Here is a 19,983-nt window from a genome sequence, read left to right as displayed (position 1 = left end):
AACCTTACGCCTTCTACCTTAACCCTTACACCATTATTCATATTTTAATGCATCTACCGGATTTGCCTTCGCCACCCTGGCTGATTGGATACTTACCGTAAGTATGGCAATGATGACCGAAAGACTAATTGCAACTATAAATGGTAAGGCAGTAACAGCAATGTGGTATTCGTATCCCGAAAGCCATTTGGTAATGATAATGTAGGCCAATGGGAATGCAATTACATTCGCTACAGCAACCAGTTTAATGAAATCTTTGTTCAATAAGGTAAGAATGTTGGCAGTACTGGCGCCCAAAACCTTGCGAATACTGATTTCTTTTTTTCGCTGCTCGGCCGTAAATAAAGCTAAACCGAGCAAACCCAGGCAGGAGATAAAAATGGCAAAACCACCGAACCAGTTTGATAGTGTGCCTAAAAGTTTTTCGTTCTGGAACTTAAATTCGAAATTTTCATTCACAAATTTAATTTCATTCGGAAAAGCAGGATTTAGTTTTTTTACAATTTCATTTATGGTATTCACGGATGAGCTAACATTGTTATGCTCATTTAACCTCATTATTATGGTGCTTGCTGCCTGCACGTTTTGTGCGATAATTAATGGTTTCGGGCGCTGATAAGGGGATTCCATTACATAATCTTTAACTACACCAACAATGGTTAAAGGCTGGTTCCAGCTGATCACTTTGCCAACAGGATTTTTCATGCCCATCACTTTAACTAATGCCTCGTTTACTAAAACATTTGCAGTATCTACCCTGTCTTTAGAGAAATCGCGACCAGCAAGAATTTCCATTCCTGTCGTTTTAGCCAAATCAACGGTCGTAAATCTATAGTTTACCAATATTTTTTCATTCTCGTCTTTACCTGGCCAGCTTACCCCATAGGTGTTATTACCACCGGCAGTTAACGATTGGCTGTATTCTGTAACGGCAGTTACGGCACCGGATTTTAGAAGTTCATCTTTAAGGATATTGCGTTTACCCGGATTGGCAAACTCGCCTTCAGCAGGAACCTGAATAAGGTTACCAACATTATAACCAATTGGTTTATTCTTGATAAAATTCAACTGCTGATAGATAACAGCTGTACAAACAATCAAACAAGCTGCAAATACAAATTGAAAAATGACTAAATACCTGCGAATGGATAAGGATGAACCACCAGAAAGCTTAAATCCCTTTAACACTTTAACCGGATCGAATGATGAAAGGTAAAAAGCCGGGTAGCTGCCTGCAATAATGCCGGTTAATAATGTTAATCCTAAAAATACTGCCCAGAATTTCCAATCAGCATAATCTATTTCTAACGAGATCCGCAACAGGTTATTGAAATAGGGTAAGCTTACTTCTATTAACACAAAAGCAACCAGCATACTGAACAGGGTAAGTAAAATCGATTCGAACATAAACTGACTAACCAGGCTATTCCTTGAGGAACCAATAGCTTTACGAACGCCAACTTCGCGGGCCCTTTTTTCTGATTTTGCAGTAGAAAGATTCATGAAATTAACGCAAGCAATCAACAGAATACAGAAAGCCAAAAGAAAAAATATCTTTAGCTGATCTATCCTACCGCCCACATTTTTGCCATTTTCGAACTTTTCGTATAAGTGCCATTTCGATAAAGGATGTAAAAAAGGCTCGCCATTCGAATCTTTTTCATTGGCTTTAATCATACCATGCATCTGATTATTAACCTGTTCGAAAAAAGAATTATCTTGCAGCTGAACAAATAAGATGCAGAAATTAGAACCCCAACCACTTGTTTTTGTCCAGGGGTTCAATGTTTCATATAACCTCCACGACATTATATAATCCAATTCGAGGCTACTGTTTTTAGGCCTGTCTTCAATTACACCCTCTACCTTTAAACTTAGGTTATTTTCGAGTTTTACGACCTTATTTAAGGGATCTTCATTACCAAAAAGATTTTTTGCCAGGCTTTTATTTAAAATTACTCCATTGGGACTTTTAAGAAAAGTGTTGGGATTACCTTTTAAAACCTTGTAATCAAACATTTTCAGAAAGTCTGGATCAGCAAACACAGCACTTTTCTTAAAATTATTCTGATGGTAAGAAAGCATTTTATATTCTGGATAAGATAATCTGCCAACTTTCGCAACACCCGGAACTTTAGTACGCACTTCGTTTTCCATTAAACCCGGTACCGCAAGAAAACTGAAAGTTTCTTTTGCCGTTTTCTGATTATTATAAACCAGGTAGGTTTTGTCATAATCTGTAAATTGTTTATCATAACCATACTCATAAGCAACATAGAGTAATAAAACCATGCAACTGGCCAGGCCAATGGCCAAGCCCCCAATATTAATTAGTGAGAAGAGCTTGTTTTTCCAAAGGTTACGCAGCGCGATTTTTAAGTTTAATCTGAACATCAGGTTTAAGGTTTAGGGTATAAGATTTAGGGGGTTGGCGTACTAACTTTACGCCTTCTACTACTAGGTCTTATACCTTATTCATATTTAAAGTATTAATTGGGTTTAAGACTTTGGCGTATTAACCTTACGCCTTTTAGCTTAAACCCTGGGCCTTATTCGTATTTTAGTGCATCAACTGGGTTTGCTTTTGCTACTTTAACAGACTGTATACTCACCGTAAGTATGGCAATGATAACCGACAAAGCAATAGCCATAATAAAAGGCAGTGCAGATATCGGGATGCGGTACTCGAAAGCTGAAAGCCATTTATTTACAATGATATATGCCAATGGAAATGCTACGAGGTTCGCAATCGCAACCAGTTTTATAAAATCTTTATTTAGCAGCACGAGGATATTGCCAGTGTGTGCCCCTAAAACTTTACGGATGCTGATTTCTTTTTTACGTTGCTCGGCCATAAAAAGCGCCAGGCCCAATAATCCTAAGCAAGAAATAAAAATGGCAAAACCACCAAACCAGTTGGAAAGTGTACCTAAAAGTTTTTCGTTCTGGAATTTCTCTTCAAATGAATCGCTTACAAACTTCCTGTCAACCGGAAAATTAGGCTCAATTCCCTGCACTATTTCATCAATTTTGGCCAGCGAACTACTGATATTTACCGAAGGGTTTAAACGCACTAAAATGTACGATGCGCCGCTCCTGCTGCTGGTATAAAATAACATAGGGGCTACACTTTGATAGGCAGATTCAACTACAAAATCTTTCATTACACCAACAACAGTTAAATCGGTACCCCAGAATTTAATTACGGTGCCCAACGGGTTTTTAAGTCGCATTACTTTTACTGCAGCCTCATTGAGGATAACCGAATTGGTATCGGCCGGGTATTTTGCTGAAAATTCCCTTCCGGCAATAAGTTCGGTACCAATAGTTTTGGTAAAATCGTAACCAATCCCCCTTTGGTTGAAAAGAATATCATCTTTTGGATTTTTTCCGGGCCATGAAACCGAGGTCGTGTTATTTCCACCTTCACTAATGCCGTGGCTAAAAGAACTTACATTGGTTGCTGCTCCCGATTTAACGAGCTGCTCGCTAAGCAGATTACGTTTACTTTCGGTATTTAAATTCCCCTGAACAGCAATCTGCACTAAATTTCCTTTATTATAACCAATAGGTTTGTTCTTGATATAATTAAGCTGCTGGTAAATTACCGTTGTACAAACGATGAGGCATACGGCAAACACAAACTGAAAAACTACCAGTACTTTTCGGATTGAAACAGATGAACCTACTTTAATGTTAAAACCTTTAAGCACTTTAACGGGCTCGAAAGAAGAAAGATAAAGTGCCGGATAACTACCTGCAACCAAACCGGTAAACACCATTAAGGCGAACAATACCGTCCAGAATTTCCAATCGTTGTACGCAATTACCAGGTTAATATTTAGCAGATTATTGAAATAAGATAAACTGATTTCGGCCAGCGCAAATGCCACAACAGTTGCCATTACGGCCAGTAAAACCGATTCGAGTAAGAATTGCGCAATGAGCGATTGCCGTGAAGATCCGATAGCTTTGCGCACGCCCACTTCTTTTGCCCTTTTCTCAGACCGTGCGGTAGATAAGTTCATAAAATTTACGCAGGCAATCAATAAGATACAGAAAGCCAGCATCAGGAAAATCCTCAACTGATCGATCTTACCACCGATAGATTTCCCGTTTTCGAAATCGCTGTACAGATGCCATTTATCCATCGGAAACAATAATGCCTTATTGCCGTTATCTTTCTGGTTGCGGGTGTAAATTCCTGTTATGGCTTCGTTGGCTTTATTGTAAGCATTGGTATTTTGCAGCTGTACAAGTGTTAAGCACATGTTATTGCCCCAGTTTTTATCTCTGGCCCAGGGCTCTCTCTTTTCAAATAACGACCAGGGCATCAAATAATCAAACTGAATGCTGTTGTTGGCCGGCACGTCTTCAATAACGGCTTCTACCTTTAATACATCCGTATTATCGAGTTTTACCGTTTTATTAATCGGGTCTTCATTTCCGAATAATTTTTCGGCGAAAGATTTGGTTAGAACAATAGTGTTCGTTTCCTTTAAAACCTTATCCGGGTTCCCTTTGATGAATTTATAATCAAGGATTTTAAGAAAAGAAGGATCGGTGAATATGGCCTGATCTTTCAGTTTTTTTTCCCCATAGGTGATTAAATAATTACTTGGATAGGTAGAATGCGAGGTATAAGCTACTCCCGGTATTTTTTCCCTTACTTCATCAGCCATAGCACCTGGGGTCCAGGCCCAGCTAAAAATTTTTCCGCTAGCTTCTGAATTGTTATAAACGACATAGTTTCTTTCATGATTGCTGAATTGCTTATCATAGCTCCACTCATAAGCAACATAAAGCAATAAAACCATACAACTGGCCAAACCAATGGCCAATCCTCCAATATTAATCAGCGAGAATACCTTGTTTTTCCAAAGGTTGCGTAAGGCTATTTTAAAGTTTAATTTGAACATATTTTTTATCGTTTATCGTTCGGCATTAAGTGATAAAACACTGATTAACGTACCGTGCAGGTTTTATTCTTTTAGCTATGAATATTTATCTTCTTGCGCCAGTCCAAAATCTCCCCATCCGGGGAAGATTATTGGCGGCTATCATTAACTAAACTAAAATCTTTTTATAAGGTGTGGAGTTTAGGCCTGAAGGTTTAAGGTGTGAATACTTTACCTTATACCCTAAGCCTTTTAACTTAAGCCTCTAAATCAGTTCTTCGTTCCGGCTTTTATTGATCTTCTCTGATATCACATGGCCATCTTTCAGGTTGATAATCCGATTCGAGAAACTCGCATCATGACTGGAGTGCGTAACCATTACAATCGTAGTACCGGTTTCGTTCAGCTCACAAAGCAGTTCCATTACTTCGTTACCATGCGAGCTATCCAAATTTCCGGTAGGCTCATCGGCCAGAACCAGTTTAGGTTTGGTTACCAATGCTCTTGCCACAGCTACGCGCTGCTGCTGCCCTCCTGATAACTGTTGAGGGAAATGTCCGCTCCGGTTTACGATGTTCATTCTTTCGATGATCTCGTTTACCAGTTTTTTGCGTTCTCCTGCAGCTATTTTATTGTAGATCAGGGGTAGTTCGATGTTTTCAAAAACGGTTAACTCATCAATCAGGTTAAAATTCTGGAAAACAAAACCCATATTTCTTTTACGGAAATTTGAGCGTTCCCTATCATTTAAGGTCAAAAGTTCCGTATCGATAAACTTGTAGCTCCCGCTTTCAGGCTTATCCAATAAACCCATTACATTTAGCAAGGTAGATTTTCCACAGCCAGATGGCCCCATGATGGAAACAAATTCGCCAGCGGCAACCTGAAGGTTTATTCCATTGAGGGCCGTTGTTTCTACTTCTTCAGTTTTGTAAACTTTTTCCAGATTTTCTATTTTAATCATCGTATCAAGTATTTTTATAGTAGTTAGTACTTAGTATCAGGTATCAAGACCCTGTTATATTATTAATTTTACAGCCATTTTTTTCGAAAAACTCCAAACTCCAAACTCCAAACTCCAAACTCCAAACTCCAAACTCCAAACTCCAAACGCTAACCTATTTATTAATGTTAACCTGATCGTATTGGTTAAACTGGTCGTATGAAGAGGTAATCACCTCATCTCCTTTTTGCAGCCCTTCCAATATTTCGTAATAGAGGTAATTTTTTCTGCCAATTTTTACGTTTTTCTTAATCGCTTTGCCGTTAGTTACCACAAATACCCATGAACCGCCTGTGCTTTGGAAAAACTGTCCCTGTGCCAAGAGCAACGATTTACTGTTATCTGATAAGGTCAGTTTGGTCTGTAATGATAAACCACGACGTAAACCTTCGGGCGCGGCACCTTTAAATACCATTTCTACCTGGAACTGGCCTGCAGTAACCTCCGGAATTACTTTGCTTACTGTTAAGTTATAGGTTTTACCGTTAAATTCGCAACTTGCCGTTTGCCCCTCTTTAACCCTGTTGATATAATATTCATCTACACCGGCCTGAAGTTTATATCCCTGTAAAACGTCGATTTTGCCGATCATTTCGTTAGCGTTATACGATTTACCAATTACTGGGTCGTAAGATGACAATTTACCCGAAACCGGTGCTTTAATCGTCATGTTTTCAATGTTTTTACGGATCATTTCCAAACTTTCATTCATCTGCCCCATCGATTGGTCTATCTGCGCCAGTTGCATTTTTCTGCTCTGGTTTTCTTGCTTAACCGCCTGACGAACAATTTTCAGTTTGCCCTGGAAATATTCAAAGTCCTGGCTCGATTTGTTAAATTCCTGTAACGTAATTACTTTTTTGGCAAAAAGTGAACTATCCAATCTGTATTGGCGTGTTGCCGTCCTTAAGCTGTTTTCTACATCTAAAACGTCCTGGTTTAATACCCTTTGGTTCTGCTCCAAATCTAACCTGGATTTACGCAACTGGTTAATCTGCTCAGTAGCCGCCGTTTGGCTCGAAGTGTAACTTAACATTGCGTTTGAGTTGGAGATTCTTAACAGAGGAGTGCCTTTAACAACTGAAGCACCGTTTTCGGTAAAAATTTGGGCAACCGTACCCCCTTCAGAAGAACTTACAATTACCGAAGTTAAGGGAACAACACTGGCATTTAGTAAAACCACGTCTTCAAAATCTCCGTATTCTACTTTACTGATCGTTAATTTATCGGCATCGGCACTATAAACCTTTTTAAGGGATAAAGTATAACCATAAATCACAACCGCTACAAAAGCAATCGCGCCACCAATAATTAACAGGGTTTTAGTGCTAAATCTTTTCTTCTCTATTTTCTTGTCCATGTGTTCGGTTGTAAATTCATTTTCTTTTATGCCAAGCTTGTGCCAAAAGACACAAATAAAAATAATAACCTTATAATCAATTACTTATATATTTTATTTATTTTAAGATGTTCATTATCGGACAGTTGATGTGCGAGAGCGGACAGTTTTATTACTTTTGCCTCTCCCCTTCGTCTCCTCTCCTGAATGAGAGGGGTCAAAGTGCAAAATTAGGTGCAGAAGACTTTTTACTAAAGACAGGATAAAATAATTATCTTCAACAGGTTAAGATTATTGATAAAGTATGGAGGAGTATAAAAGCAACCTAGAAAAACACCCAAATAGAATCATGGGTTCCAACCACAAAACACCAATTCCCTCTCCTTAAGGAAAGGGACAGCAAAAAAGAATAAATATATACTAACTTTTAACAGGGAGAGGTTATGCTTGACGCTACAGTTTTAATTATCGATGATGACGACGATATCCTGCTAAGTGCCCGTTTGTTTTTAAAGCAGCAGGTAAAGCAGGTAATTACCTGTAAATCGCCTAGGGAAATCAATATTCTATTGAGTAAAAATGAAGTGGACATCATTTTACTTGATATGAATTACCAAAAAGGCGCGAGTGACGGCCGTGAGGGTTTGTATTGGCTTGAACACATTTTATCGATCGATAAAGATCATATAGTAATCTTAATGACGGCTTTTGGAAATGTGGAACTTGCAGTTAAAGCGATCAAAAAAGGCGCTACAGATTTTATTTTGAAACCCTGGGAAAATGAAAAACTTTTCGCAACCATTTCTGCAGCATCCAAACTCCGTGAATCGACCCGAAAGGTAAAAAAACTCGAAAAAATACATTCTTCCCTTCAAAAAGATCTTACACGTGGCTTTGAGAATATTGTTGGCGAGGCCGATGGCATTAAACAGTTGCAGGTTACCTTGTTCAAAGTTGCACCAACAGACGCCAATGTGCTTATTTTAGGCGAAAACGGGACTGGGAAACAGGTTTTCGCACACGAAATCCACCGGAATTCGCAAAGGAAAAACCAGGTTTTTATGCATGTTGATTTAGGCTCCTTAAATGAAAATTTATTCGAAAGTGAGCTTTTCGGCTATACCAAAGGTGCTTTTACCGATGCCAAAGAGGATAAACCGGGCCGTTTCGAGCTGGCTGATGGCGGAACAATATTTTTGGACGAGATCGGAAATTTAAGCCTTCCCCTGCAGGCAAAACTCTTAAGCGTTCTACAGAACAGAACAGTGATCCGTTTGGGCGAAAGTAGAGAGCGTAAGGTAAATGTACGTTTAATCACCGCTACCAACATGCCTCTAAACGAAATGGTGGCTAAAAATACATTCCGGCAGGATTTACTTTTCCGCATCAATACCGTTGAACTCCTGTTGCCCCCATTAAGGAAACGCGGAACAGATATTTTACTTTTGGCCAATCATTTTATGCAGGTTTTTAGTTCAAAATACCATAAAGAAATTTGTAAATTAAGCCATAAAGCAGAAGATTTGCTTTTAACTTATAAATGGCCTGGCAATGTACGCGAATTGCAGCATGTTTTAGAGCGGGCAGTGATTATGAGTGATGGAAATGAGATTTCAGAAGAAGATTTACAATTGAGTCCGCAACGTTTTGCGCAGAACAACGCTATTCCTGATGAAATGGCCCTCGGGGATATGGAAAAAATGATGGTGCAGAAAGCAATTGACAAGCACAAAGGCAATATATCTAAAGCTGCAGCCGAACTGGGCTTAACAAGGGCTGCACTTTATAGAAGAATTGAAAAATTTGGAATCTAAGAGAGGTGGACGGCATAAGGTTTAAGGCGTAAGGTTAATCACCAAACAAAACCTTAAACCCTATACCTTAAACCCTAAACCTTAATTATGTTTTACCAGCGCTTTACCTTCCGCTTAATACTTCGCCTAGTGCTGATCAATCTGCTGGGCTACCTCTTGTTTTACCTGATCAAAAACACCCAGTTATGGTTTACTATTATGGGTGTTTCTTTAATTTTATTAGGGGCTATCATTTCCCTTTATTACTATATCAATCAGATCAGATCAGACATTAACCGTTTCATTTTGGCCGTAAAAACGCGCGATCATACCTTAAATTTCAAAAACAAGGCAACAAGTGGCAGTTTTCCGGAGCTTTACGAATCGTTCAGCGATATTTTAAAGGTAAATAAGCAAATCAGATTGGAGCATGAAGCCATGTTTCAGCTTATCAAAACCATTTTAGAGCAGGTTCCGGTCGGAGTTATTGTTGTTAACAATACAACGGAAGAACTAAATGAAGAAATTGCTTTTTTCAATCAGGCAGCTTCGAATCTTTTAGGAGTGCCGGCCTATAAATACTGGCATAGGTTAAAACAACATCTTCCGGCATTTGCGAAAGAAATCGATCAGATTTTAACTGGCGGAAAAAGATTCCTTGAATTAAAAATCCAGGATAAACTGATCCAGCTCTCTACCGAAGTTATCCCTTTAAACCTTTACGGAAAAAATTATACCATCATCAGTTTCCAAAACATCAAAGACGAAATTGAGCAGAAAGAAACTGAGGCATGGAACCGATTGATCGGTGTGATTTCGCACGAAATCCTGAATTCTATTACCCCTATCAGTTCATTATCGGATACGATCAATAAAATGGTAACCGATAAAAAGAACCTTACCGAGGATGAAATGGACGATCTGAAAACAGCCTTACAAACCATTCAGAGACGTTCGTCAGGGCTGCTGGATTTCGTGAAAGATTACCGTTTAATTGCCGAACTGCCAACACCAAACCTCCAAGCGCATACCATTGGCGAAATATTGAAGCATATTAAAGTTTTGATGCAGCCATTTGCCAAAGTTAAAAATGTGGTGTTGGATGTAGAACAGACTTCTTCAAAAATAACAATACACCTCGATTTAAAATTGATAGAACAGGTATTGATCAACCTGATAACCAACAGCATTTATGCTGTAGAAAACAAGGAATTGCCGCATATCAATGTCAATTACAGGTTGGAAAACACCAAACTCTATATTGATGTGAGCGATAACGGAAAAGGAATTTATGCCGACGACCTGGAGAAGATTTTTGTACCGTTTTATACCACCAGAAAAAACGGATCGGGTATCGGATTAACCATCAGCCGCAATATCATGAAAATGCACAAGGGTAGCATGGAGGTGGTTTCCACACCCAACGAGGGCACTACTTTTTCACTGGTATTCAATTACGTTTGATCATGTGAGTGTTTTTTGACATAAAAAATCAAACAAAACCCGTTTTGATATGCTTTTAATGTTGTAGATACATCATATCCAAGCATGAAGACAGTTATAATATCGAACAGGCTACCCGTTAAGATCATTGAAGAAAACGAGGAATACACATTTATACCGAGCGAAGGAGGACTTGCCACCGGACTTGGTGATGTTTATAAATCAGGCAATTCCATCTGGATCGGATGGCCCGGAATCGAGGTTCCCGAAGAACGGCAGGAAGAAGTTACACAGAAACTCTCTGAACTAAACCTCTACCCTGTTTTCCTTACCCAAAACGAAATCAATTTATATTATGAGGGTTTTTCCAACGAAGTATTATGGCCGGTATTTCACTATGTAGTTACCTATGCTCATTTTGAGCAAAGCTACTGGGACTGCTATAAATCGGTAAATGAAAAATTTGCAAAAAGTGCCATGCAGGTACTCCAAAGAAAAGATAAAATCTGGATCCAGGATTACCAATTGCTTCTTTTGCCCGGCATTTTAAGGCAAAAACTACCTGCTGCCACGATCGGCTTTTTTCAGCATATCCCTTTTCCCTCATACGAAATATTCAGGCTGATTCCCTGGCGCGAAGAATTACTTAACGGGTTGACCGGTGCCGATCTGATCGGTTTTCATACCTATGATGATGTACGCCATTTCATCAGCACGGCAACACGTTTGCTTCCGGTAAACTCTTCGTCGAATGTGCTCAATAATAATGAAAGGCAGATTGTTGTGGAGGCTTTCCCAATGGGTATTGACTTTAACAAGTTTTCGGGACTAACCGCCACAAAAGAGGTAAAAAAGGAAATCGATTATTTCAGGACAGGAAAAGAAAATATGAAAGTAATCCTTTCTATAGATCGTTTGGATTACAGTAAAGGGATTTTAGAACGTTTAAAGGCATTAGAGTTATTACTTCAGGTCCACCCGGAATATATCGGAAAAATAGAGCTTTTTATGATTGTAGTCCCTTCTCGCGATACCGTGCCACAATACAGCGACCTTAGGGATCAGATCGATCAGTTTGTTGGCAATTTAAATGCACGGTACCGCTCCATCAACTGGATTCCGGTAAATTATTTTTACCGTTCTTTCCCAATCGAAGTATTATCGGCGCTTTATGCTACTGCCGATATCTGCCTGGTTACTCCTATGCGTGATGGGATGAACCTGGTGAGCAAAGAATACATTGCCAGCAGGAACAATAATGATGGTGTACTTATTTTGAGCGAAATGGCCGGTGCTTCGAAAGAATTAACAGATGCGGTAATTGTTAACCCAAACAACCTTGGCGACATTATGGAAGCCATTGTAACTGCACTAAAAATGCCTATAGAAGAACAGCAGCAACGGATGAAAGCCATGCGCGCCATTGTAGAAAAATTTAATGTGAAACATTGGGTAAACAATTTTATTTTAAGATTAAACGAAGTGAAAGATTCTCAAAAATCGCTATTGACCAAACATGCGGTAAACGCCATTAACGAAGTAATAGCCGCTAAATATGCTAAAACAACTGACCGGGTATTGTTTCTGGATTACGATGGCACCCTGGTAGATTTTACCGGAAATATTGACGATGCTTCTCCGGATGCAGAACTTTACGACCTGATCGAAAACCTTACCATTGATAATGCCAATAAAGTAGTAATCATCAGCGGAAGGAGACATGAAACCCTCGAACAATGGTTCGGACATTTAAAGGTAGATCTGATTGCCGAACATGGCGCCTGGCAGAAATCGCATGGCGATAAATGGAACAGTTTGCCGCTCCTAACCGACCAATGGAAACAGGAAATTAAAACTTTACTGGAAACCTATACCGACCGGACACCGGGATCGTTCATTGAGGAAAAAAGTTATTCTTTAGTTTGGCATTACCGTAAGGCGGAAGAAGGATTGGGCGAGCTAAGGGCAAATGAGATCATCAGCCACATGAAAATACTTGCTGCCGATAAAGGCCTGCAATTGATGCCAGGCAACAAGGTAATCGAGTTTAAGAACATGGAAGTAAACAAAGGAAAAGCCGCTTTAAACTGGCTGTATGATAAACACCCTGATTTTATACTGGCATTGGGCGACGATCATACCGACGAAGATATTTTCAGGGCCATGCCGGAAGAAGCTTTTACAATTAAGGTTGGCAACAACATTTCTGAAGCCAAGTATTACCTGAACGATTTTAAGGAAGTAAGGAAACTGCTTTGGAGTTTGGTTAAAGAAGAGTTTGTGGAGCGGGGATAGTTTTTGCGTTCATCGTTATCTCGAGCGGAGTGCAACGTAGTCGAGAGATCTATCGGTATAAATCAGTGTGGATAGATCTCTCCATTCCACTGCGTTCCAGTCGAGATGACGGCGCTTTTTGAGTCCTTTAGTTGGTCGGGATTTACAATCCCGACCCTCGAACTGTGGATTTATAATCCACCATTATCACAAAAATATCGGCCTGTCCAGTTTAATCGCAATGCGGTAAGCAGCATTCATTAAACCTACATGACTATAAGCCTGCGGGAAATTACCCCATTGGCTACCGGTCTTAGCATCTACATCTTCGCTGAATAAAAGCAGATGATTGCAATATTTAATGATGTTTTCAAATTCCTTAATGGCTTCGTCTGTTCTGCCTACACAGGCTAATGCTTCTACATACCAGAAAGCACAGATTAAAAATGTGGTTTTCGGTTTCCCAAAATCATCGGCATGCAGGTAACGGTAAAACAATCCATCTTCCGTTTTCAATTCTTTTTCCAAAGCAATTAAATGATTTTTGGCCCGGTCTGAAGCCGGATCAAGGTAATTCATCATAATCAATTGCAATGTACTAGCATCTAAATGCGGACTTCCAACCGCATTGGTATATACTTTTCTTTCCGGATCGTAGCAGGCTTCTATATGGAGTGAAGCTTTATCAATCAATACCTGTGCACGCTTTTCAAAATCTTTGTTACCAATTGTTTTAGCCATTTTTAAAGCAGCCTGCGCCCCTGCCCATTGAAACAAGTTGCTGTAACAATGCACATTGGCAATATTTCTGAATTCCCAGATGCCTGCATCTTTTTCGTCAATGGTCCGTTCAATTTTAGACAGCACACTTTCTATCCATTTTACCGAATCGCTACGTTCAGAAAATACAAAACGGTGATCGGTATAAAGTGGCAGCATGGAAATTAAAACCTGCCCATAAATATCATTCTGAATGTGTTCGTAAGCCTGATTCCCAACCCTGATCGGTTGTTCACCCTTATAACCTTCTAAATGATCTAAAGTATGTTCTGTAATTTCCCTTTCTCCGGCAATCCCATACAAGGGCTGATAACGTGTATCTTCTGCATGAGAGATATCAGAGAGGTAATTAAAATACTTCTCCATTTCCTCAAAATGCCCGATGTGGTTTAACGAGGTTAGTACATAATGCGAATCCCTCAGCCAGCAATAACGGTAATCCCAGTTTCGTGTACTTCCCGGCGATTCGGGCAAACTTGTGGTACTGGCCGCAATGATTGCGCCTGTATCTTCGTATTGATGGATTTTCAAAACCAGCGCCGAGCGGATCACAAACGGTTGATAAAACCCGGCAATTGAAGAGTGTTTAATCCATAACCTCCAATAAGCAGTTGTTTCTCGTAAAAAGTTTTCGGCTGTACTTACTATTGGTGCTTCAAGGTTCTGTCCGTAAGTCATGATGAGGTATTTAGCCTCATTCAATACGAATGCCTTTTCATCGAGAATATAGGTAATTGATACATTGGCACTTAAACGGATGTTTTCATCACAACCAAGATAATCGATATGGTTACTACCCCTTACCGGTTTCATTTTGCCTTTTCCATAATCGCAAACTGGTTCGCATTTTATTGTAACACGCGGACTACCCTCTAAAGGTTCAATTTTTCTAATGAACATTAAAGGTTTAAAATAGCGTTCGTAAAGATGAAAACGTGGTGCAAAATCGGTTACCCGGTATTTTCCGTCTTCAGCTGTAATTTCTGTCCTTAAAACATTGGTATTTTCAACATAATATTGTGTTGAAGTAAAATCACCCTGCGGCAGGATAGAAAATTCTCCACCTTTTTCTTGATCCAGTAAACTTCCAAAAATAAAAGAGCTATCGAAACGTGGCCAGCAAAGCCATGATATATCAGTATTCTTATTTACGTGCGCAATGAAAGCGCAGTTTCCTATAATTCCTGTTTGATAAAGGTGTTGTTCTGCCATAAGCTATTTTTTGTTTATTTACAAACAAGCTTAGCAGGAAAATGTTGGGCAGAAAACGAAAAAAGGCCTAAAAGAAAAAGACCTTACACGTTTTTGAAACCTGTAAGGCCTGGAAAGATTCTTCGCTTCGCTCAGAATGACCGTATATCTAAATTACTGTTCCACTTGGTACAACAGCCCCTTTTTTAATCACCACAATACCATCTTTAACAGCATAAAGTTCAAAATCTCCATCCTCTAAATGGTCGCCGCCATTAATTTTTACATCATTACCAATGCGGCAGTTTTTATCAATAATGGCATTATTGATAAAACAACGATCGCCGATACCGATCAGTGAATTTCCTTTACTTGTTTCATCCTGTATCTCTTCCAGCGTCTGGTACCTATCGCTGCCCATAATGTAAGCGTTAGTAATTACGGTATCCTTACCTATTCTCGACCTGATACCCAAAACGGCATGTTCTACCTTACTCGCCTGGATAATACATCCTTCAGCAATAATGGTTTTATCCAAAGTGGTTCCTGAAATTTTTGATGGGGGCAGCATCCTCGCCCTGGTAAAAATGGCATGATTGCTATCAAACATATTAAATTTAGGGATTTCATCTGTTAAGCCTAAATTGGCTTCAAAGAAAGATGAAATGTTACCAATATCAGTCCAGTAGCCTTCGTATTGGAAGCTTAATACCCTGCTTTGCGTAATGGCCCTTGGTAAAATTTCCTTACCAAAATCCTTTTCATCTTCGTTTTCGTTTAAGATGTTGATGAGATATTCGCGGTTAAAAACATAAATACCCATCGATGCGAGGAAATTACGTCCTTCGGCCTGCATTTCTTCGCCGGTATCCGAAATCCATTCTTCCAAACCTGTTTTAGGTTTTTCAATAAAAGAGGTGATCATGTTTTCATCATCAGCCTTTAAAATCCCAAAATCAGTGGCATCTTTTGCGGTTACCGGAATAGTAGCAATAGTTATTTCTGCATTCGCCTCGATGTGTTTTTCGATCATATCTTTAAAATCCATTTGGTAAAGCTGATCGCCTGATAAGATTAAAATATAGTCGAATTCGTGTGAAACGATGTGGTGCATACACTGACGAACTGCATCTGCAGTACCCTGAAACCAACCGGTATTCTGCACAGTTTGTTCGGCCGCCAGAATATCAACAAAAGCAGTACTGAAGTGGCTAAAGTGATAGGTATTTTTAATGTGTTTGTTTAGGGACGCCGAATTAAACTGGGTTAACACAAACATGCGGTGGATACCCGAATTGAGGCAGTTCGAAATTGGAATATCTACCAAACGGTATTTACCTGCAATGGGAACTGCCGGTTTAGAACGTGTTTGTGTTAGTGGCGATAATCTAGAGCCCTGGCCACCGCCAAGGATAACGCCTAAAACTTTGTCAGTCATGTTTAAGCTTATTTTAAATTTTGGTATAATTCTATATAATTCAAGGCTGCCCTGTCCCATGAATGATCAATTTTCATCATGGTTTTTCTTACAGCTTTAAAAGCTTTTTTATCATTGTAAAATTCAACTGCACGGTTAATCGAGTACGTAACGTCCCAAATGCTGGTCTGATCATGGCAGATCCCGAAACCACCGTCGCCAATATCAATCACCGTATCCCTCAATCCGCCAACCCTGCGCACAATCGGTACCGTTCCGTAACGTAAGGCATAAAGCTGGTTCAAGCCGCACGGCTCAACCCTCGATGGCATGATCAGGAAATCTGCACCGGCATACATTTCGTGCGATACCTGTTCGTTATAACCGATGTAAACGTTATATCTTCCTCCAAAAATGTCTTTTAGCTGGTTTAACCGGCCTTCAACCCAATGATCGCCTGATCCTAATACCAGGATATTGATGTTGTCGCCATGTTGTTCTAAAGCGGTATAAAAAATATCTGGTAGAATATCAGCTCCTTTTTCATCAACCAATCTACCGATAAAAGTAAACAGGGGTTTAGAAGGATCTAATTGAAAAACATTGCAGAGGGCTGTTTTGTTTGCCAGTTTTCCTGCATCTACCGTTTTTATACTGTAATTTTTGCTCAGCATCGTGTCGGTTTCCGGGTTCCACACCTCGTTATCAATGCCGTTCAAAATCCCTACAGATTTCCAGCGTTCCTGCCTCAACAAGCTTTCCAGTCCGCGGGCATTGCCCATCATTTCTTCCAGGTAGGTTGGCGAAACCGTAGTTACTTTCCAGGCACATTTAATGGCCGAAGCCAAAGGATTTATGGCATCATCCCAGCCCAGCAAGCCACCTTTCCATAAATCGAATGCAGGCAGGTAATATAATTTATCCCAGCCAAACTGCCCCTGGTATTGTGCATTATGAATGGTTAAAACAGTTGGAACACTACTGATCGGCCTGTATTTTATACAATTTGACACCATGAAAGGTACTAAGCCGGTATGGTGATCGTGACAGTGGATTACATCCGGACGGTGTTCCCATTGTACAATCCAATCGAGTGTAGCAACCTGGAAAGCAAAAAAACGCTCGGTATCATCGTGATAGCCATATACATTGGGCCGGTCTGTTAAACCCTGAATATGGATAACATATAAATCAAATCCCAGTTTATTCGTTTTCTCTTTTAAAATGCGGTATTGAAAATGGTGGTTGCCATAGTTTCCCCAGGCATCGTAAGTCACTTCGAATTCGCTTTCGCGGATAAATTTTGTGTCGTATGCAGGTACAACAACTTTAGCAATGTGGCCAAGTTTATTCTGATATTTTGGTAGGGCCCCTACTACATCGGCTAAACCACCCACTTTTGCAACAGGGTAACACTCGGCGCTTATATGTATAATTTCCATCAACTATTTGGTGTAGATAACCCAAGTAAGTTACTAATTGTTTTGAGCTTTGCAAATAATGTAAATTATATTTTTAGTTGATTATTTTAGGTTTATACTAAAGCTTTTTATCAGTGTAAGTTAGCTTAAACAAGCATTGAGTTTTAAGAAGAAATCGTCATCTCGACTGTAGCAATGCGAAATGGAGAGATCTGATTTATAAATTTAAATCATCTGCGGTGATCATCTTAAATCTGCGGGAATGTGTCTTGCCTTTGTTTTCCCGCTGATTGCGCAAGAAAAATCGTCATCTCGACTGTAGCAACGCGGAATGGAGAGATCTAATTCATAACTTAATTCGCTTTTTTTATTTGAAAGTGGAAGCTCAGTGCTCTGTGGCGGCAGGCAGTCCTGCTTTCCGTTGCAAGTCCTCGCTATACTCCGGGCTTTTCACTGCAATCAGGCTTAAAAACAAAGTGGGCGGGTTTTAAGAAACATAAATTCATCTGCGGTAATCATCTTAAATCAGCGGGAATGTGTCTCGTCTTTAGTTTCCCTGTGATCTTCGCAAGAAAAAATCGTCATCTCGACTGTAGCAACGCGAAATGGAGAGATCTGATTTATAAATTTAAATCATCTTAAATCTACAGGAATGTGTCTTGCCTTTGGTTTCCCGCTGATTGCGCAGATATGCGCAGAGGTTTTTGCTATAAAGACCCTGAAACAAGTTCAGGGTAACGGGCCGGTAATTTTAAATGCACAGTAGTAAAACAAAAAAAACCGCTTAAATCCATAAGCGGTTTTTTAACAACAAAACAAATATATTTTTGGTTTAAAAATATCTAGTACTCTTCGGCGATGATTTCGTAAAAATCGCGGATCGGTTGAAACTGAGGATGAAGTGAAACCACATCGCCAAAAACCAACAGCGCAGGCGCATCAATTTTTTTATCTTCAACAATTTCGGCTATGGTATCTACGATACCAACAGCAATTTTTTCCTGTGGAGTAGATCCATTTTGAATTACAGCTACGGGCAACAGGTTTTTATGTTCAGCCTGGAAAATAGCGGCAATTTCTTTTACTTTTTCAATTCCGTTTAAAACCACGATTGTAGCCTTTGTTTTCGCAGCAATGTATAAATCTTCAGAAATTTCGCCTTTACTATTTGTTCCGGTTACAGCCCAGAAACTTTCGCTAAGGTCTTTATAAATCATCGGGATCTTTTGCAAACTAGGTGCACCGGTGGCACTAGAAATACCCGGAATAATCTCAGTCGGAATGCTATATGATTCTGCTGCATCAATTTCCTCATAACCTTTTGCAAAGAAAAAAGGATCGCCACTTTTTAAACGTACAACATGGCCATAGTTTAAAGCATAATCAATAATCAGCTTGTTAACGGCATCCTGCGAAAATGATTCATCATCTGAGCGTTTTCCTACATAAACTTTCGGAATACCATCTGGCGCATGACACAATAAAGCTTCGTTCACATTTGCATCGTACAAAACAACATCCGCTGTTTTTAATGCTTTAACCCCTTTTAAACTAAATAAATCCGGATCGCCAGGACCAGCACCTATTAAAGTAATTTTTGGTTCAATGTTCGCTTTTTCTACTTTATTCAAAATCATAACAGAAAGTTTATGCTCGTTATACGTTTGTTTAATTATACAAATATATAAAGTCTATAGAAATTGTAGTAATTTATTTTGAAATATTTTTTTCTTTCCCCAGAATAATGTGATACCCACTTAAAATAAGTCCAGGATAAGGGTTACGGGGATGAAAAAGAAAACATCTTATTGATTAGTTCCGTGCCTCCGTGGCAAAGTAATTAGGCATATGAATTAAAATTCAAAATAGCGGCACGTGACGACACGTACCACGGCGGGGACACGCTAATACTCTAGGACATTTATTTACAATTCACTTCTGCAAAAGTAAATTTACCCGCTTCGTAATTAATGGGCTTTCCTTTAACAAAATACGATCTGCCTAAGGTAGTTTCAATCTGCCCAACCCCCATAATAAGTTTACCATCTTTCTTTAAAAAGGCCAATGGATTGGTAAATACCTTTGTGGTATCTTTACCTGTGTTAAACCGGTAATCAACCAGTAAAGTATCACCATTAAACTTACCGTCTATTTTACCATTATTTTCAGGTTTATCGGCATATTTAACCAATAATGAACCGGTTACCTTACCAGAAGCTAAAGTTTTAACAATCAAGGCCGCGCTGTCTTTTTCATATGCCGCTGCATAACAAGCTTCTTTAACTACCGAATCGGTTTTGGTTTTCGAATTTGTACCGCTTTTATTTTGGTTACAGGCATAGGCAAACGGAAGAGCCGCCAGAACGAGGTAAATGAGATTTCGTTTCATATCAGGAGTTTTAGCATTTCAATTTATAACACTAA

Annotated in this window: 12 protein-coding genes; 3 read left to right on the top strand and 9 right to left on the bottom strand. The window is 39.4% G+C overall.

Annotated elements, in window-relative coordinates; all coding sequences use genetic code 11:
- Positions 1-33: 33 nt before the first annotated feature.
- From ACFSR6_RS02170 to ACFSR6_RS02155, 4 genes are all read right to left on the bottom strand, one after another.
- Positions 34-2,394, bottom strand: a complete 2,361-nt coding sequence (locus ACFSR6_RS02170) for an ABC transporter permease (RefSeq protein ID WP_379074313.1) — start codon at positions 2,392-2,394, stop codon at positions 34-36.
- Between the two features lie 155 nt (positions 2,395-2,549).
- Positions 2,550-4,919, bottom strand: coding sequence for an ABC transporter permease (locus tag ACFSR6_RS02165; RefSeq protein ID WP_379074310.1), 2,370 nt, complete (start codon positions 4,917-4,919; stop codon positions 2,550-2,552).
- A 244-nt stretch (positions 4,920-5,163) separates the two neighbouring features.
- Positions 5,164-5,862 (bottom strand): ABC transporter ATP-binding protein, encoded by a 699-nt coding sequence (locus ACFSR6_RS02160; protein WP_183763559.1) that lies wholly within the window; start codon positions 5,860-5,862, stop codon positions 5,164-5,166.
- 154 nt (positions 5,863-6,016) lie between these two features.
- Positions 6,017-7,261 carry an efflux RND transporter periplasmic adaptor subunit gene (locus ACFSR6_RS02155; protein ID WP_379074307.1) on the bottom strand — a complete coding sequence of 415 codons (1,245 nt, stop codon included), beginning with the start codon at positions 7,259-7,261 and terminating at the stop codon, positions 6,017-6,019.
- 422 nt (positions 7,262-7,683) lie between these two features.
- Here ACFSR6_RS02155 and ACFSR6_RS02150 point away from each other — a divergent pair, with 422 nt between their 5' ends.
- The 3 genes from ACFSR6_RS02150 to ACFSR6_RS02140 all read left to right on the top strand — a co-directional run bounded on the left by ACFSR6_RS02150 (position 7,684) and on the right by ACFSR6_RS02140 (position 12,771).
- Complete coding sequence (locus tag ACFSR6_RS02150; RefSeq protein ID WP_379074304.1) at positions 7,684-9,054, top strand: sigma-54-dependent transcriptional regulator; 1,371 nt, start codon at positions 7,684-7,686, stop codon at positions 9,052-9,054.
- Between the two features lie 87 nt (positions 9,055-9,141).
- Positions 9,142-10,497, top strand: a complete 1,356-nt coding sequence (locus ACFSR6_RS02145; RefSeq protein ID WP_379074301.1) for a sensor histidine kinase — start codon at positions 9,142-9,144, stop codon at positions 10,495-10,497.
- A gap of 84 nt (positions 10,498-10,581) precedes the next feature.
- The gene (locus tag ACFSR6_RS02140; protein WP_379074298.1) at positions 10,582-12,771 is read left to right on the top strand and encodes a bifunctional alpha,alpha-trehalose-phosphate synthase (UDP-forming)/trehalose-phosphatase; all 2,190 of its coding nucleotides are present in this window, start codon (positions 10,582-10,584) and stop codon (positions 12,769-12,771) included.
- A gap of 186 nt (positions 12,772-12,957) precedes the next feature.
- Here the strand turns inward: ACFSR6_RS02140 and ACFSR6_RS02135 are convergent, their stop codons facing one another.
- The 5 genes from ACFSR6_RS02135 to ACFSR6_RS02115 all read right to left on the bottom strand — a co-directional run bounded on the left by ACFSR6_RS02135 (position 12,958) and on the right by ACFSR6_RS02115 (position 19,948).
- Positions 12,958-14,742: a glycoside hydrolase family 15 protein gene (locus ACFSR6_RS02135; RefSeq protein ID WP_379074295.1), complete on the bottom strand. Its 1,785-nt coding sequence runs from the start codon at positions 14,740-14,742 to the stop codon at positions 12,958-12,960.
- Positions 14,743-14,890: 148 nt separating this feature from the next.
- Complete coding sequence (locus ACFSR6_RS02130; RefSeq protein WP_379074292.1) at positions 14,891-16,159, bottom strand: glucose-1-phosphate adenylyltransferase; 1,269 nt, start codon at positions 16,157-16,159, stop codon at positions 14,891-14,893.
- Positions 16,160-16,167: 8 nt separating this feature from the next.
- A complete protein-coding gene (locus ACFSR6_RS02125) occupies positions 16,168-17,580 on the bottom strand; it encodes a glycogen synthase (RefSeq protein ID WP_379074290.1) in 1,413 nt (470 codons plus the stop codon).
- Between the two features lie 821 nt (positions 17,581-18,401).
- The gene (gene cobA, locus ACFSR6_RS02120; protein ID WP_183763538.1) at positions 18,402-19,196 is read right to left on the bottom strand and encodes a uroporphyrinogen-III C-methyltransferase; all 795 of its coding nucleotides are present in this window, start codon (positions 19,194-19,196) and stop codon (positions 18,402-18,404) included.
- Positions 19,197-19,480: 284 nt separating this feature from the next.
- Positions 19,481-19,948, bottom strand: a complete 468-nt coding sequence (locus ACFSR6_RS02115; protein ID WP_379074286.1) for a hypothetical protein — start codon at positions 19,946-19,948, stop codon at positions 19,481-19,483.
- Positions 19,949-19,983 lie beyond the last annotated feature (35 nt).

The sequence above is a fragment of the Pedobacter vanadiisoli genome (genome assembly GCF_042684385.1).
Taxonomy (GTDB): domain Bacteria; phylum Bacteroidota; class Bacteroidia; order Sphingobacteriales; family Sphingobacteriaceae; genus Pedobacter; species Pedobacter vanadiisoli.
Note: the sequence above shows the minus strand (reverse complement) of the source record. Positions and strands in the feature narration are given on the sequence as shown.

What these genes read in the sequence shown, in the direction of transcription:
- ACFSR6_RS02140 (WP_379074298.1), top strand. Translation starts at nt 10,582, where the DNA reads ATGAAGACAGTTATAATATCGAACAGGCTACCCGTTAAGATCATTGAA.
- ACFSR6_RS02145 (WP_379074301.1), top strand. Translation starts at nt 9,142, where the DNA reads ATGTTTTACCAGCGCTTTACCTTCCGCTTAATACTTCGCCTAGTGCTG.
- ACFSR6_RS02150 (WP_379074304.1), top strand. Translation starts at nt 7,684, where the DNA reads ATGCTTGACGCTACAGTTTTAATTATCGATGATGACGACGATATCCTG.
- ACFSR6_RS02130 (WP_379074292.1), bottom strand. Translation starts at nt 16,159, where the DNA reads ATGACTGACAAAGTTTTAGGCGTTATCCTTGGCGGTGGCCAGGGCTCT.
- ACFSR6_RS02115 (WP_379074286.1), bottom strand. Translation starts at nt 19,948, where the DNA reads ATGAAACGAAATCTCATTTACCTCGTTCTGGCGGCTCTTCCGTTTGCC.
- ACFSR6_RS02165 (WP_379074310.1), bottom strand. Translation starts at nt 4,919, where the DNA reads ATGTTCAAATTAAACTTTAAAATAGCCTTACGCAACCTTTGGAAAAAC.
- ACFSR6_RS02125 (WP_379074290.1), bottom strand. Translation starts at nt 17,580, where the DNA reads ATGGAAATTATACATATAAGCGCCGAGTGTTACCCTGTTGCAAAAGTG.
- ACFSR6_RS02135 (WP_379074295.1), bottom strand. Translation starts at nt 14,742, where the DNA reads ATGGCAGAACAACACCTTTATCAAACAGGAATTATAGGAAACTGCGCT.
- ACFSR6_RS02170 (WP_379074313.1), bottom strand. Translation starts at nt 2,394, where the DNA reads ATGTTCAGATTAAACTTAAAAATCGCGCTGCGTAACCTTTGGAAAAAC.
- cobA (WP_183763538.1), bottom strand. Translation starts at nt 19,196, where the DNA reads ATGATTTTGAATAAAGTAGAAAAAGCGAACATTGAACCAAAAATTACT.
- ACFSR6_RS02160 (WP_183763559.1), bottom strand. Translation starts at nt 5,862, where the DNA reads ATGATTAAAATAGAAAATCTGGAAAAAGTTTACAAAACTGAAGAAGTA.
- ACFSR6_RS02155 (WP_379074307.1), bottom strand. Translation starts at nt 7,261, where the DNA reads ATGGACAAGAAAATAGAGAAGAAAAGATTTAGCACTAAAACCCTGTTA.